The sequence below is a fragment of the Longimicrobium sp. genome (genome assembly GCF_048594345.1).
Classification (GTDB): domain Bacteria; phylum Gemmatimonadota; class Gemmatimonadetes; order Longimicrobiales; family Longimicrobiaceae; genus Longimicrobium.
In genome coordinates, this window is record NZ_JBMDXM010000188.1 from 59,646 (window position 1) to 72,978 (window position 13,333).

Below are 13,333 nucleotides of genomic sequence, written 5' to 3' on the forward strand. Positions count from 1 at the left end.
TCAGCTGCAACCGCTGCTTGGTCGCTCATGCTTTGAAAGCGTGGCGCGAGAGAGCACTCATTGGTCACGGGCCATGAGCCGTTCAACAAGTGCGCGGCTGATGGCTACGTCACGTTGCCAAGTGACATTTGTTGGATCAAGTGCGGACAATCTCTCATCAATCGCGAGACTCTCCTGCGCGAGTGCTAAGCCCGCCGCTACGTCGCCTTGCTGTGCAAGGAGCTCAGCGAGGTGGGTCAAATCGGCAGAAAGATCTCGCTGCCATCCCGCGTTTGACGGATCGGCCTCGGCCAGACGTCGACTCACCGCCAGGGACTCGCGATATGCCGCCAGCGCCCCGGCGAGATCGCCTTGGTCCTGCAGTACGTTGCCCACCTTGCTGTGGCTTACGCTTAGATCCCGCTGCCACCCCGCGTTCGACGGATCAGCCTCGGCCAAGTGTCGACTCACCGTCAACGACTCACGGTAGGTGGTCAGCGCCCCAACCAGATCGCCCTGGTCCCACAGCACGTCGCCGATGCTGTTAAGACTCACGCCCAGATCCCGCTGCCATCCTGCGTTTGCCGGATCGGCCTCGGCCAAGCGTCGACTCACCGCCAGCGATTCCCCGTAAGCCGTCAGCGCCCCGACCAGATCGCCTTTGTCCCGCAGCACGTCGCCCACCTTGATGTTGGCTACGCTCAGATCCCGCTGGAGCCCCGCCTTCGACGGATCGGCCTCAGCAAGGGGCCTAATCCTCGCCAGTGACTCGCGGTAGGCCGTCAGCGCCCCAGCCAGATCGCCCTGAGCCCGTAGCACGTCGCCAATCCTATTCTGCCTCACGCTCAGATCCCACTGCCACTCTCCGTCCGAGGGATCGGCCTCGGCCAAGCGTCCAATTACCGCCAGTGACTCGCGGTAGGCCTTCAGCGCCCCAGCCAGATCGCCTTGGTCCCGCAGCACGTCGCCAATCCGCTCTTGGCCCAGGCTTAGATCTCGCTGCCACTCCGCGTTCGACGGATCGGTCTCGGCCAGGCGTCGACTCACCGCCAGCGACTCGCGGTAGACGGTCAGCGCTCCGGCTAGATCACCTTGGTCCCGCAGCACGTCACCCACCCTATTATGGCTCACGCTCAGATCCCGCTGCCGCTGCGCGTTCGACGGATCAGCCTCTGCCAAGCGTCGCAGTACCGCCAGCGACTCGCGGTAGGCGAGCAGAGCGTCCGCGACACTACCGAGTTTTCGCCGGGTGTCTCCTTGGAGGATCAGCGCACCGCTGAGCACCCTCTGCTCGGTGGCATCCCCCGGTTCGAGTTGGACACGGCCGCGCACCTTGGAGACCGCTGAGCGCGCCATTTGATCGGCGAAAGTTACCTTCCCGCCACGCAGCCCACCTTCCGCCAATTGGAGCAGAAGCTCGATCATCGTCAAAGATTCAGCGCCGTTCGTCTCGGCTACCTGACTTATCGCCGCTTCCCGAGCTTGGTCGTCCAGCACCAGTTCGTCGATCTCAGCATCAGTCGTGTGAGCAGGATCGAACGAGGGCCGATAGCCCGGCTCGATGATCCTGCCAGCATCCGCGAATCCGCTGGCAAGGAGTTCCGCCAGGAGTTCATATGCAAGCCCTGGCCGATCGGGATCAGAGAGGCTGTGGGTGAGTACCGGAAGCGGCTCGCCGAAGCTGAAGCGTGCAACGTGCGGGACCCGGAGTCTTTCCAGCATTCGCCGGACAGGCAGATCTCTAGGGAGCCACGTCTCGACAACGGGTGCGATGAGCGGCTCCATCCGCTCAAGCCAGCTGTCCGCGAGATCTACTTCCCGATCACCTTCCCACCGGGCCAGGAGTGGAACGACCGTCAGTGGTGCACGCTCGAACGCAAAGGCAGCGCGTGCTTGGTGGACGCCGCTCAGGAAGGTCAGCCCGTCCTCGAGGGATTGGGTGTTCGCGGTGAACACCAGCACCAGTGCATCCGGCATCTGAACGGTGCAGACACCGCCGCTGTCCGTCAGTCCGGTCCGGCTGTCGATCAAGACAACGTCATACGCCTCCCGCCATTGACCTCGAAGTTGCTCCAGCCACTGACCTCCGTTGCTATCAGCGAAGAACGACCCCCAAGAAAAATCCTGCAGTCGTGTGGCGTAGGCGCTCGACCCAAGTCCCGAACCCAGCAGATGAAGTGGCTCCGGATGAGGAGTCGCAGAAGCCGGCCGCAGTGGCCGTGGCAGTGGCGGCAATTCGACGCGAGTACAGCGGCGAAGCCACGCTTCAGGACGCAGCTGTGACTTCTCAGCGCCAGCATCGCTCAGAAGACCCAGCAGACCGGTCCTGTCCGACGGATCTTTCACTGACAGCAGCGATTTCGTGGCGTGGTCCGAAGGCTGGAAGTAGCGATCCAGTCCGGGTGCCTCCAGATCCCAGTCGACCAGAAGCACGCGCTTCCCGCGCCGAGCCAGCTGCACGCCGACGTTGCCCATTGCCATCGTACGCCCGACGCCGCCCTTCCAGGAATAGAAGGTGAAGACCCGGCCGCTCATAGCGTTACCCTCGGCGGTGCCGCCGGAAAAGGCATGGGCTTTCGCGTTAACGACGTGACAGAGGCTGGAGGGCCTCCGCAATGAGCCTGGTAGACCTGATCGAATCGGGTTTGGCACTCCTCCAACCAGGAGGGATCAAAGCCCGGTGCTGAACCGATTGCGGCTGCTACATGGGGCGCCAACTCTTTGACCGAATCAGAAAACTGCTCGAATCTTGGTGTCCTGCGCTGGATATCGGTATTCCGAAACTCGGACAGGTCGAATGACTGAAGTCGTGCGATTTCATCGGGGATTAGGTCGCCGTCGTGTCCAATTACGGGAATGATGAGGCGGCTAGCCGGGAATCGACGCGACCGATCGTGCATCAGGTCGAGTTCGTGGATGCACCAGTCGCTGCCGAAATAATCCCTGGAAAATACGGGGAGCAGGACGCGAGCGCGGCCAAGCGCTGCCGCGAGTCTGTCCGGCCAGTCGACACCAGGTTCGATACGTTCGTCGATGAAGATTGCGGGCGATCTCCCCAGTTCCTGGGTGAGGTAGGCATCCAGCAAACCGTAGATATGTTCACGCGTCCAGGGCGTCCACTCGCGATGGCGCCTGTAGCTGATAAAAACGTCGTAGATATAGTCCATCATCGACTCTGGTGCGGAAGCAACGACGAAGGTCATGATCAGCGAACGAAGCCCCGCGCAGTTCGCGGGGCTTCCCGCTGTTCCAGCCGCGGATTCATCCGCCTGTGGCAATGGCCGGCGGATTAACCCCTGTCAGTCCTCGCCCGCGCCCGTGCCCGCGGGCGCGCCTTCGCCGTCCTTGCGCAGCGTGAGCTTGTAGACCTCGGCGGGGGCGTTGGGCTTTACGCGCACGGACTTGGCAGGGATGCCCACGTTCACGTGGTACGGGCGCACGTCCTTGGTGGCGAGCGCCATGGCGCCCACCATTGCGTTGTCGCCCACGTGCGTGCCGGCCAGCACGGTGGCGTGGTAGGTGATGCGCACGCCGTCGCCGATGACCGTCTTGAGGTTGCTGACGTCACGCTGGTCGACGATGGAGTGCGTGTGCGAGTAGATGTTGGCGTAGTCGCTGATGCTCACGCCGTTCCCCAGCACGATGCCCCCGCGGTCGTCCAGCAGCACGTTGCGGTGCACCACCACGTCGTCGCCCACTTCCATGTTGTAGCCGTAGCTGAACTCCACGAAATGGAACGCCTTGAAGTTGCGTCCCACGCGCGCAAAGATGAACGGCGCCAGCGTCCGGCGGAACCGCACGCCCACGTGGATGTTTCCCCCCAGTGGGCTGCGGTCGAACATCTGCCACATCCACAGCAGCGGCTTGCGCTCGTTAAACCTGGCCTCGTCCACCTCGGCGTAGTATTCGGGCTCGAGCGTGATGTTGCGCGCGTCCATCTGCGCCAGCGCGGCCCGGGCGGCCAGCGACAGGTTCTGCGGATTGGCGTCCGCGTGGTGCGGATAGAACAGTCCCGTGAGCGTGCGGCGGCACAGCTCCCAGCGGTCCTCGCCGGCCTCCAGCTGCTGGCGGATCTCGTCCAGCCACTCGTCGTACAGCGCCGTGGCTTCGGCCGCGGGGTCCAGCTGCTTCAGCGGATATATGGGCATGGATCAAGGCTCATCGTCGGGGTGGATACGTGCTGCCGGCCCGGAAAAAGTATCCGCGCCCATCCCCGCCCGCAAACGACGTGGGACGAACGGTTGATCACGTCGTCGGCCTCTCGTTTGCAGACACATTGAATCAAGATGGGTTGAGGCTCCTGCCCATGCACCTTCCGCGCAGCCATCCCGGGGACCGTGCCGGCGTGGTGAGGCGGATCCACAATGCTTTACGGGAGGCAGAGATGAAAGGCATGACTCACCGCTGGCGCACCGTTCTGCTCGCCGCTCCGGTCGTCGGGGCGCTGGCATTCGGAGGCACCCAGGCGCTGGCTTCGCCCACCGAGTCCAGCCCCAGCGCGGGCCGGTGTCTTCCGGACGCACGCTGTGATTCCCTCTGTCCAAACGGCGGGTTCGTGGTCAGCTCCACCGGCGTCTGCCGCTGCTGCCCGACCTCGCCCATCGTGCCTGGCCAGTAGGGAATCGGGTAAAAGGGCTCGCCGTCACGCACGGCGGGCCCGTTCGTCCGTCACGACACTGGATCGTGCGATCAGGGCAGGGGACGCGTCCAGCGACGGCGAGGCATGTCGGTAAAGCCGTGGCGGCGGTACAGGTGCTCCGCGCGGGCGTGGCTGGTCTCCACCTCCAGCTCCACCGTGCGGCAACCGTCCTCCGCGGCGGCGGCGATCACGCGCCCCAGCAGTTCGTTTCCGATGCCGTGCTCGCGGCGCGCGGGGACCACGTACAGCTCGTCCAGCCACGCCACCTTCCCACCGCGCTCCACCGTCCACGAGTACGAGACGCACGCCGCGGCCACGGCGCCTTCCCGCGCCACCGCCAGCAGCACAAAGCCGCGCTCCGGCACGCGCAGAATGCCCTCCGCGGCGAACGCCAGGTCCGCGCGGGCGATGGGAATGTCGTGCTCCGCCAGCTGCGCGGCCAGCAGATCGACCACCTGGTCCAGGTCGGCGGGGGTGGCGGGGCGGATCTCGATACCGTCGGTCATCGGGGTCTTTCGATGGGGATCAGCGGAGGTGGATGCGGACGGCGATCACGCCCGGCGCCACGGTGACGAGGGGCGGATCGGCATCATCCTCTCCGGCGCGATGCAGCAGGCGGACCGTGGAGCGCCCGGCCAGGATGCCGACCAGCGCCCCGGCGGCCACGTCGCTGGTCCAGTGCTTGTCGTCGTACACGCGGCTCCAGCCAACCATGGCCGCGCCGCCGTACGCCAGCGCTGTGACCCAGGGCGTCCGCGCCTCTTCCGACAACGCGGAGGCAAGGGAAAAGACGACGACCGCGTGGCCGGAGGGAAACGACTGCCAGCGGTTGCGTCCGTTGAGCGGCCGAAAGCGCAGCGGATCCGCGGTGGTGCTGGGGCGTTCGCGGCCCACGGAATATTTCAGCAGGCCGTTCGCCACGCCGCCGGCGGCCAGCGCGGCGGTCACGTGCAGCGCGGCATCGGCCACCTCGCCGCGCCCCGCCAGCGTGCCCGCCGTCCACGCGCCGCCCAGCAGCACCAGCGCGTATTGCGGCCGCCCGCCGTAGTTCAGCGCGGCGGACGCGCCCTCCCACCGCGTGCCGCCGCCCGTTGGCACCATCCCGTGCACCGCGTCATCCAGCAGCAGCGCCCCCGCCATCACCACCACGCCCGCCGCCGCCTCGCCCCGCGACACCAGCGGCTGCGCATCCACCGAAAGCGGCAGGGCGGCGAGGGCGAGCACCAGGGTGATGGATCGATACGACAGCGGCATGCGATGCGGATCGTCAGCGGGCGGACGGGGGAGGCGCAAGTGTATCCGCGGCACTCCGTCTCGGCAACGATCCGCGAGAAAATTCCGACTCGCGACGTATGGACGTATGGACAGAGCCGGCGCACAGACGGACGAAGCGCGGCGCATGCCGCGGAGGGATAAATCCGGGTTTGGGATGCCGCGGCTCAGCGGAAGATGCCCAGCCCCCAGATCGCCATCACCAGGTACGCGATAATCAACACTGCATAGTAACCGTAGGACCATGCCCGGATTCGTGCCATGCGAACCCGGGTGGCCGAATTCGTCGTGCTCTTCCGTTTTTTGTAAAAATAGGTCTCGAAACCGAATTTGCCGTCGTTCGGGCGCTCCGGACCGATTTGCGCCTCCACGTGGACTCGCAGGTACTCATTCGTGAGGTCGAGAGTATCGTTGATCGCTAACGTTTTCAGGAAGAAAACCGCGACGATGAAAAGGGGCACGAAGAGCACCACATCTGGCGGAGGCGTGGCAGCGGCGGTTTCTGTCGCCGCCGACGAGGCTGCAGAGGCCGCGCTGAGCAGCATGGCGGGGTGCTTCGTCAGGATCCACGTCCAGACTGCGGCAGTCGTGACCAGCACCCACCTGTCCAGAGTTCGGAGTTCCCCGACAGCATTGTCCACCGATGTCCGCAGCAACTCGAACTCCTTCATCAGAAAGGCGTGTGCGGGATCGACCGTTGCGGAATCCTTTACATCATTCGTCATTGTTCGCTCCTGATCAACAAGTTCAGCGCGATAAAACGGGTGAGTGCCGGCGCCATCCATGAACCTTGTCCTGCACGGAATCGGGCGCAACGCTTTGATTCAGAGATCCTGCCTCGCTCGCCCGTAGCCGAGAGGCCGGTACGAAGTACGCTCCACATCCCGCATCATTGCCCTGCGTCCCGCTGCCCGGCAGATTCAATCTGCGAAACCGCAGGGGCGGCGGATGCGTAGCCATCAACAGAGCACATCCCCCCGAACCGCACCGGACGGCACGACGGTTGCCCACCGGTTCCGTTTCATACAAGGCGAGGCCCCGATGCACGACGTTCTTCGCGACCGCATTCTGCGCCACCTGGAGTCGCTGCCAGAGACGCAGCAGTACCAGGTGCTGGACTACATCGAGTTCCTGTCGTCCAAGTACAACCGCTCCGTGCGCCAGCCGGGCGGGGTGCAGCGCTTTGGCGAGCTGCTGGAAGACAAGATGCGCGCGCAGGGCGTGGCCCTGGGCACCATCCGCGGCGCGCTGGGCGTGGTGGGCACGGCGGGGCGCGTGGTAAGCGGGATTACCGAGGCGGGACGCACGGTGCTGCGCGAGGTGGAGAACGTGGTGCTGCCGCGCGAAACCGGCAACGGCGCGCCGCAGCTTCCGCCAGGCGGCATCCAGCAGCCCGGCGGCACTCAGCAGCCCGGCGGCGACCCCCGCGGCGGACCGCCCTATCAGCCGTAGCCGCAACCTGAACGGAAGGCTTTCGTGCACTACAGCGACGACGACGACCTGGTGGGCCCGCGCCGCGGCGCCCCCCGCCCCCGCGATGAGAACGACGAGGACCTCGTAGGCCCGCGCCGGGGCAGGGGAGGGCGATCTGCATCGGCGGACGCGGAGGACGGCCAGGAGAAGGTCGGCCGTGCCCGCCGCAGCATTCTGGACGACGACGAGTACGACGGCCCGGACCGCCGCCCCGCCCGCCGTCCGCAGGGGGGCGCGGAGTACGAAAAGGGGGGCCGGGACGCGGCGTCGCTGATGTCCATCGTGCGCGACGTGCCGTCGTACCTCAAGCTGCTGGCGCGCCTGGCCCGCGACCCGCGCGTGTCCAAGGCGGACAAGGCGATCGTGGCCGCCGTGCTGGTGTACGTGGTGAGCCCGGTGGACCTGGTGCCGGACTGGGTGTTCCCGGTCGTGGGCCAGATCGAGGACATCTACCTGCTTGCCCTGGCGCTCAGCCGCCTGCTGAACAACGCGGGGATGGACGTGCTGCTGGACCACTGGGACGGCGACCCCGCGTCGCTGGGGATGGCGCTCGACGCGCTGGACGGCGCCTCCGCGCTGCTCCCCGGCCCCATCCGCTCCATCCTGGGCCACCGCGGCTGAGGCGCCGGATCCGCATCGGAAAACGAGAGGGTGCCGTGAAGCGATCACGGCACCCTCATCGTTTACGTTGCTCGCGTCAGCCGAACTTTTGCGCGGCTGCGATGTTGGCTGCCTCATCGGCGCAGATCCCGATCGTTCGCTGCATGGCATCGTCGTCGATGTCGATGAAGAGCGTATACGGCAGCCTTGCCACGATCGGTCGTGCGCGTCCTCGCTCCACCGCGTTGCCCACCAGCAGCGCGTCCAGTCCGGGATCCGTTTGCATGAGGTCCGCGACCATCCCGCGGAAACGGTCCCGAATCACCGGCTCGTCCGCCTGATTAGCATCGTGGTCAGGCCGCGTGAGAATGGCGTGCAGATCAACATAGTCGCGCGGCTCGTACCGGTCGCAGATCGCGTGGAGCTTGCCTGCGCACAGATCGCGGTAGGACGACACCTGAATGCCTTCCGCGGCGACATCTCTCTCCTCCAGGTGGAACGGTGACGCGGCTGCGAAATCCAGCTGCACCTCGATACCCGCCTCGGGATCGCGGGCGATGAACTGCGCGAAACCCATGCTGCGCGCACGCGTCGGACGCATCTCGAATCCACGCTCCTCCGCTACCTCGCGCACGACCTCCGCGAAGGCCGCCGCGTTCACCTGGTAATCGGCGAAGAAGTCCAGGTCCTTGGATACGCGGTGGCCCAGGTGGAAAGCGGCCAGAGCCGTCCCCCCGTCCAACCGCAGGTTCGGGGCGCCGTATCGCGCATCCGCCGCGGCGACCACCTGCATCAGGCGCACGTGCGTCGCGGTGACGACCCGCGGGTCTGCGTGCAGCAGAAAATCCTCTCAGGTATTCAGGTTCAGGGGCTGGCGTTCCGCGATCTTCCGAAGCAGCAGGGTCCAGAAGCGGCGGATGTTGGCCGGAAGCTCCAGGTGGTCGAACTCGCGCGCCAGCACGTCCATCCGCACGATTTTTTGCACGTGCGACAGGTTCCCCTCGCGAAGGACACGGGTGATGATGAGCGGATCATCCCCATCCACCACCGCATCCGGATCCAGGTCCTGGAAGAGCTCGGGGAAATCCCGGTAGTGATAGATAACGCGCTCTTGCGTGGACATGGCGGATGCTCGCGTGTGAAAGTCGCCTGGAAATTGGTCACGCGGGGACGGATCGGCAATCCTCCCGTGCCGGGTCATCGATCGTCTCTCGAAAGCTCCAGCCCATGCCGATCCTCATCCTCCTCGTCCATGGGATCTGCGGCGGGCAGTGGCGTCCGGGGACTGTAGTAGCGCTTGAGCCATGCGCTCAGGCCGTCCAGCCCGGGAAACAGCACGCGTTCGGTGACGTTGGCCTGGTCCAGCTTGTCGCGCACCTCCCACTTGAGCTGCGCGGGGATCACGATGCGGCGCACGAGGTCAGGGTGCGACCGGAGCCACGCCTCCAGGTGTGACTCGGGGCACGACATCACCGAAAACAGGGCGAACTGGTTGACGATGCGGTCGTCCAGCGACGGCGGCTCAAAGAAGAGGACGAACGGCTCGTCGTCCAGCGCGTCGAAATCTTCCAGCGTCCCCGCCCGCCGCGCCAGCATCTCCACGGTAAAGACGTCGGCGGATTCGGACTCCATCTCCTCGCGCAGCGGCCGGGGGAGCAGCGCGTGCGCCCTGACGAAATCCACCGTCCAGATGACGGCGTCGCGCTCGAACTCGCGCAGGCGCGCGGTGGCAAAGTGCATGGCTACTTGAGGGGAGAACGTCCAGTCCAGCAGCCGCGTGGGAAGGCCGTGGTGCTGCGCGACGGCCAGCCAGTTCCACACGGAGTCCGTCTGCACGTCGCCGCGGCGCGCGTACTTGCGAAAGTTGCGCAGCAGGTGCTGCTCCATCTGCCCGTACGCCCCGCCCAGCCGGCTCAGGCTGGTGGTGAGCGGATAGTCGGCGCTGGACACGCCGCGGAAGGCAAAGGGGGAGCGGATGCGCCCGATGCTGGGGTTGAACGAGTCGCCGTAGAGCTGCTCATTCAACTCGTTCCAGTTCGATACCCTGATCTCCTTCATCCGCCCCTGCATCCCTCGCTGGGTCCCGCCGTCGTCGTCGATCCACATCGTTGTAGTGGGCAACAAGCGTACACGCGCTGTCTCAGCACATCCAACGAGACACCTCCATTGGATAGAGGCGGGCATCTATTCATGCGAAGTGGTGCCCCCGCCGTGGCGCCCCGCCGGACGTCGTTCAGGCCCAAGCGGGCGGCTGGCAACGGCTTGCGCGGGGAACGAACGGGGGAATAGCCCTTGCTCTTTCCGCCGCATCCTGAGGGAACGGATGCGGGCCCGATGGTCCTCCGCTCCCCCGGGAACGGCTCTCCGCGCGACGTGTCCGCCCCCCCACGACGCGACGGAGCCGCGCGCCTGCACCCGCTCCCCCACGGGCCGTTGCCGCTGCCTCCGTCCGCCCCCGCCGCGCGCCTTGCCGCGCCCACCTTTCGCCGCGGCGCCGCGGCGGGATGGCTGGTCGCGGCGCTCGTGCTTGCGCCGGGGCTGGCCGCGCAGGCGCCCGGGCTGACGCTGGACGACGTGCTGCGCACCACCCTGGCCGCCAACGCCGAGATCCAGACCGCCGCGTGGGAGGTGCAGCGGCAGGCGGCGGCGGTGCAGGTGGCGCACGGCGCGTTCGATCCCGCGCTCGCGGCCACGCTCTCCAGCATCGAAGAGCGCAACCCGGGGCTCAACGCGCAGAACGTGGCCGGCATCAGCCAGTCGCGCACACTCACCTACAGCCTGGGGATGGACCAGCCGTTCCGCTCGGGAGTTGTGGTCTCGCCCGCGCTCTCGTTCTCGCGGCTGGACGCGGCGGGGCAGGTGAGCGGGGCCCGTAATTCGGCCGCCGCCACGCTGGGCGTCTCCGTGCCGCTGCTGCGCGGGCGCGGCGGCGGGCTGGCGGTGGCGGGCGAGCGCGCGGCGGCCATGCTGCACTCCGCCAGCCAGGCCACGCTGCAGCACCGCCGCGCCGCCGCGCTGCTGCAGGCGGTGGAAGCGTACTGGGAGTACGCCGCGGCCCACGCGCGGCTGGAGGTGCTGCGGCGCACGGAAACGCGCACGGAGCGGCTGCTGGAGCAGACCCGCACACTGGTGGCCGCCGATCAGCGCCCGGCGGTGGACCTGCTGCCGCTGCAGGCCAACCTGGCCTCGCGCCGGGCGTCGCGCATCTCCGGCGAGCGTGCGGTGATCACGGCGCGGCAGGGGCTGGGGCGGGCGATGGGGATCGCGCCGGAGGCGGTGCGCACGCTGCCGCCCCCGGCCACGGCGTTCCCCGCCGGGCTGGGCGCGGAGGGCGCGCCGGACTTCCAGTCGCTGGTGGACGCGGCGCTGCGGGCGCGGCCGGACCTGGAGGCCGCGCGGCGCGAGCGCGACGCCGCGCGCGACCTGCTGACGGGCTACCGGCGCGAGGCTCGTCCGCGGCTGGATCTTAACCTGACGCTGGGATACCAGGGGCTGGAGTCGGGGGACGAGCTGGGTCGGCTGGTCTCGCCCTTCTACAGCGAGCTGGGGGGGATGCACACGCGCCTGGAGGTGGCCTACGGCTTTCCCGTGCGCAACCGGCTGGCCGGCGGGCAGGCGATGCAGAGCGCCGCGCAGGAGCAGCAGGCCGCGCTGGCGTACGCCGAGCTGCGCCGTCAGGTGTCGCTGGACGCCGCCGCCGCCGTGGAGACGCTGCAGCGCACCGCCGAAGAGCTGGCCCAGTTCGGCGAGGCCGCGCGGCTGCACGCCACTTCCGTGGAAAGCGAGCAGTTGAAGTACCAGCTGGGCACCAGCACCATCTTCGACATCATCGCCGCCGAGGACGGCCTGACCAGCGCCACGCTGGCGGAGATCGACGCACGCGCCCGCTACGCCGCCGCCCTGGCCCGCCTTCGCTACGAGACCGGAACGCTGGGGGATGCGGACGGGACCGATCCGTCCGCGCTCACCGCCTGGGAGAACCCATGAGCGCCGCCACGCAGACGCCGCCGCGGGAGCCGCAAAAGGCGGAGTCCAAGCAGATCTTTCGCTCCGTGGCGCTGGAGCGGCTTTCCTCGCCCGAGCAGCTTGACCAGCTGATGCAGGTCACCACGCCGCGCGGGTGGCTGCTGCTCGTCGGCGTGGGGGCGCTGCTGGCGACGGCGCTGGTGTGGGGGACCCTGGGGAACGTGCCGGAGCGGATCGCGGGGCGGGGGATCCTCATCCGCAGCGGCGGCGTGCTGGACGTGGAGGCCTCTGGCGAGGGCCGCGTGACCGACGTGGCCGTGCGCGTGGGCGACGTGGTGTCCGAGGGGCAGGTGGTCGCGCGGATCGCGCGGCAGGACCTGGTGCTGCGCATTCAGCAGGCGCGCGGCGAGGTGGGCGAGCTGCAGCGCCGCCACCAGCAGCAGCTTCGCTTTGGACAGCGCGACGTGCAGCTGCAGGGCGCGTATCGGGGCCAGCGCCGCGAGCAGCTGCGCGCCGCCATCGAGGCGGGGGAGAGCACGCTGCGCGCGCTGAACGAGCGCATCGCCAGCGAAACCCAGCTGGTGCAGCAGGGGCTGATCACCCGGCAGACGCTGCTGTCGACCACGCAGGAGCGCGACGGCGTGGAAGAGCGGGTGCGGCAGAACCGCAGCGAGCTGGTGCAGCTGGATGCCGAGGGCGGCCAGGTGGCCAACCAGAACCAGAAGGCAGTGCAGGAAAGCCAGGCCGCGGTCACGGAGGCCGAGCGCGAGCTGGCGCGGCTGGAGAACGAGCTGCGGACCACCTCCGAAGTCACCAGCCCCTACACCGGCCGCGTGCTGGAGGTGATGGCGGAGCAGGGAAGCATGGTGGACCGCGGCCAGCCGATCCTGACCGTCGACCTGACCGGCAAGGCGGTCAAGGGGCTGGAGGCCGTCGTCTTCATCCCCTCCGTGCACGGCAAGAAGATCAAACCGGGGATGGAGGTGCAGATCGCCCCGTCGACGGTCAAGAAGGAGGAGTTCGGCTACCTGCTGGGCACGGTCACGTACGTCAGCGACTTTCCCGTGACGCCGCAGGGGATGACGCGGGTGCTGAAGAACGAGCAGCTGGTGACCACGCTGAGCGGCGACGACGCGCCGTACGAGGTTCACGTGGACCTGCTGCCGGACCCCGACAACCTGAGCACCTACCGCTGGACCTCAGCGGAGGGGCCGCCGCTGCGCATCCAGAGCGGCACCCTGGCCACGGCGGGGATCGTCGTCGAGCGGCGGCGGCCGATCCTGATGGTGATCCCCCAGCTGCGCAAGCACACCGCCGCGCCCACCTCGTCCTCGGCGCTCGCCTCCGGTTCCGCGCCCGTCGCGCGCGGGTCACCGTGAGTGCCGGCGTCGCTCGCCGGATGAA

General features: G+C 67.6%; 14 protein-coding genes. 5 read left to right on the forward strand and 9 right to left on the reverse strand.

The features are described from left to right. Positions 1–57: 57 nt before the first annotated feature. From ACOJUJ_RS20625 to ACOJUJ_RS20635, 3 genes are all read right to left on the reverse strand, one after another. Positions 58–2,514 (reverse strand): KGGVGR-motif variant AAA ATPase, encoded by a 2,457-nt coding sequence (locus ACOJUJ_RS20625; RefSeq protein ID WP_420128795.1) that lies wholly within the window; start codon positions 2,512–2,514, stop codon positions 58–60. After that, positions 2,511–3,182, reverse strand: a complete 672-nt coding sequence (locus tag ACOJUJ_RS20630; RefSeq protein WP_420128796.1) for a toll/interleukin-1 receptor domain-containing protein — start codon at positions 3,180–3,182, stop codon at positions 2,511–2,513. Before ACOJUJ_RS20630 ends, ACOJUJ_RS20625 begins: the two co-directional genes overlap by 4 nt. Before the next feature lie 96 nt (positions 3,183–3,278). After that, positions 3,279–4,127, reverse strand: coding sequence for an acyltransferase (locus ACOJUJ_RS20635; RefSeq protein WP_420128797.1), 849 nt, complete (start codon positions 4,125–4,127; stop codon positions 3,279–3,281). Between the two features lie 236 nt (positions 4,128–4,363). Here ACOJUJ_RS20635 and ACOJUJ_RS20640 point away from each other — a divergent pair, with 236 nt between their 5' ends. Further along, entirely contained in the window at positions 4,364–4,597 is a 234-nt protein-coding gene (locus ACOJUJ_RS20640; RefSeq protein WP_420128798.1) for a hypothetical protein, read from the forward strand. A 71-nt stretch (positions 4,598–4,668) separates the two neighbouring features. Here the strand turns inward: ACOJUJ_RS20640 and ACOJUJ_RS20645 are convergent, their stop codons facing one another. From ACOJUJ_RS20645 to ACOJUJ_RS20655, 3 genes are all read right to left on the reverse strand, one after another. Continuing rightward, positions 4,669–5,124, reverse strand: a complete 456-nt coding sequence (locus ACOJUJ_RS20645) for a GNAT family N-acetyltransferase (protein WP_420128799.1) — start codon at positions 5,122–5,124, stop codon at positions 4,669–4,671. Positions 5,125–5,143: 19 nt separating this feature from the next. After that, the gene (locus tag ACOJUJ_RS20650) at positions 5,144–5,872 is read right to left on the reverse strand and encodes a phosphatase PAP2 family protein (protein ID WP_420128800.1); all 729 of its coding nucleotides are present in this window, start codon (positions 5,870–5,872) and stop codon (positions 5,144–5,146) included. Positions 5,873–6,057: 185 nt separating this feature from the next. Continuing rightward, on the reverse strand, positions 6,058–6,675 hold the full coding sequence (locus tag ACOJUJ_RS20655) for a hypothetical protein (RefSeq protein ID WP_420128801.1): 618 nt from the start codon (positions 6,673–6,675) through the stop codon (positions 6,058–6,060). Positions 6,676–6,931: 256 nt separating this feature from the next. On the opposite strand from ACOJUJ_RS20655, the gene ACOJUJ_RS20660 reads away from it, so the two are divergent. Together ACOJUJ_RS20660 and ACOJUJ_RS20665 are read left to right on the forward strand one after the other, a co-directional pair. Further along, positions 6,932–7,342 (forward strand): DUF2281 domain-containing protein, encoded by a 411-nt coding sequence (locus ACOJUJ_RS20660; RefSeq protein ID WP_420128802.1) that lies wholly within the window; start codon positions 6,932–6,934, stop codon positions 7,340–7,342. Positions 7,343–7,366: 24 nt separating this feature from the next. Further along, a complete protein-coding gene (locus ACOJUJ_RS20665; protein ID WP_420128803.1) occupies positions 7,367–7,984 on the forward strand; it encodes a YkvA family protein in 618 nt (205 codons plus the stop codon). Positions 7,985–8,060: 76 nt separating this feature from the next. Here the strand turns inward: ACOJUJ_RS20665 and ACOJUJ_RS20670 are convergent, their stop codons facing one another. The 3 genes from ACOJUJ_RS20670 to ACOJUJ_RS20680 all read right to left on the reverse strand — a co-directional run bounded on the left by ACOJUJ_RS20670 (position 8,061) and on the right by ACOJUJ_RS20680 (position 10,021). Next, positions 8,061–8,756 carry a nucleotidyl transferase AbiEii/AbiGii toxin family protein gene (locus tag ACOJUJ_RS20670; RefSeq protein WP_420128820.1) on the reverse strand — a complete coding sequence of 232 codons (696 nt, stop codon included), beginning with the start codon at positions 8,754–8,756 and terminating at the stop codon, positions 8,061–8,063. Between the two features lie 57 nt (positions 8,757–8,813). Then, positions 8,814–9,086, reverse strand: a complete 273-nt coding sequence (locus tag ACOJUJ_RS20675) for a hypothetical protein (protein WP_420128804.1) — start codon at positions 9,084–9,086, stop codon at positions 8,814–8,816. Positions 9,087–9,160: 74 nt separating this feature from the next. After that, entirely contained in the window at positions 9,161–10,021 is an 861-nt protein-coding gene (locus ACOJUJ_RS20680) for an FRG domain-containing protein (protein ID WP_420128805.1), read from the reverse strand. Positions 10,022–10,396: 375 nt separating this feature from the next. On the opposite strand from ACOJUJ_RS20680, the gene ACOJUJ_RS20685 reads away from it, so the two are divergent. Beyond that, on the forward strand, positions 10,397–11,950 hold the full coding sequence (locus ACOJUJ_RS20685; protein ID WP_420128806.1) for a TolC family protein: 1,554 nt from the start codon (positions 10,397–10,399) through the stop codon (positions 11,948–11,950). Next, entirely contained in the window at positions 11,947–13,308 is a 1,362-nt protein-coding gene (locus tag ACOJUJ_RS20690) for an NHLP bacteriocin system secretion protein (RefSeq protein ID WP_420128807.1), read from the forward strand. Before ACOJUJ_RS20685 ends, ACOJUJ_RS20690 begins: the two co-directional genes overlap by 4 nt. The last annotated feature ends 25 nt before the right edge of the window (positions 13,309–13,333 follow it).

Coding starts and splice junctions, on each gene's coding strand:
- ACOJUJ_RS20690 (WP_420128807.1), top strand. CDS start 11,947: ATGAGCGCCGCCACGCAGACGCCGCCGCGGGAGCCGCAAAAGGCGGAG.
- ACOJUJ_RS20655 (WP_420128801.1), bottom strand. CDS start 6,675: ATGGATGGCGCCGGCACTCACCCGTTTTATCGCGCTGAACTTGTTGAT.
- ACOJUJ_RS20640 (WP_420128798.1), top strand. CDS start 4,364: ATGAAAGGCATGACTCACCGCTGGCGCACCGTTCTGCTCGCCGCTCCG.
- ACOJUJ_RS20630 (WP_420128796.1), bottom strand. CDS start 3,182: ATGACCTTCGTCGTTGCTTCCGCACCAGAGTCGATGATGGACTATATC.
- ACOJUJ_RS20635 (WP_420128797.1), bottom strand. CDS start 4,127: ATGCCCATATATCCGCTGAAGCAGCTGGACCCCGCGGCCGAAGCCACG.
- ACOJUJ_RS20670 (WP_420128820.1), bottom strand. CDS start 8,756: ATGCAGGTGGTCGCCGCGGCGGATGCGCGATACGGCGCCCCGAACCTG.
- ACOJUJ_RS20625 (WP_420128795.1), bottom strand. CDS start 2,514: ATGAGCGGCCGGGTCTTCACCTTCTATTCCTGGAAGGGCGGCGTCGGG.
- ACOJUJ_RS20660 (WP_420128802.1), top strand. CDS start 6,932: ATGCACGACGTTCTTCGCGACCGCATTCTGCGCCACCTGGAGTCGCTG.
- ACOJUJ_RS20675 (WP_420128804.1), bottom strand. CDS start 9,086: ATGTCCACGCAAGAGCGCGTTATCTATCACTACCGGGATTTCCCCGAG.
- ACOJUJ_RS20645 (WP_420128799.1), bottom strand. CDS start 5,124: ATGACCGACGGTATCGAGATCCGCCCCGCCACCCCCGCCGACCTGGAC.
- ACOJUJ_RS20680 (WP_420128805.1), bottom strand. CDS start 10,021: ATGAAGGAGATCAGGGTATCGAACTGGAACGAGTTGAATGAGCAGCTC.
- ACOJUJ_RS20650 (WP_420128800.1), bottom strand. CDS start 5,872: ATGCCGCTGTCGTATCGATCCATCACCCTGGTGCTCGCCCTCGCCGCC.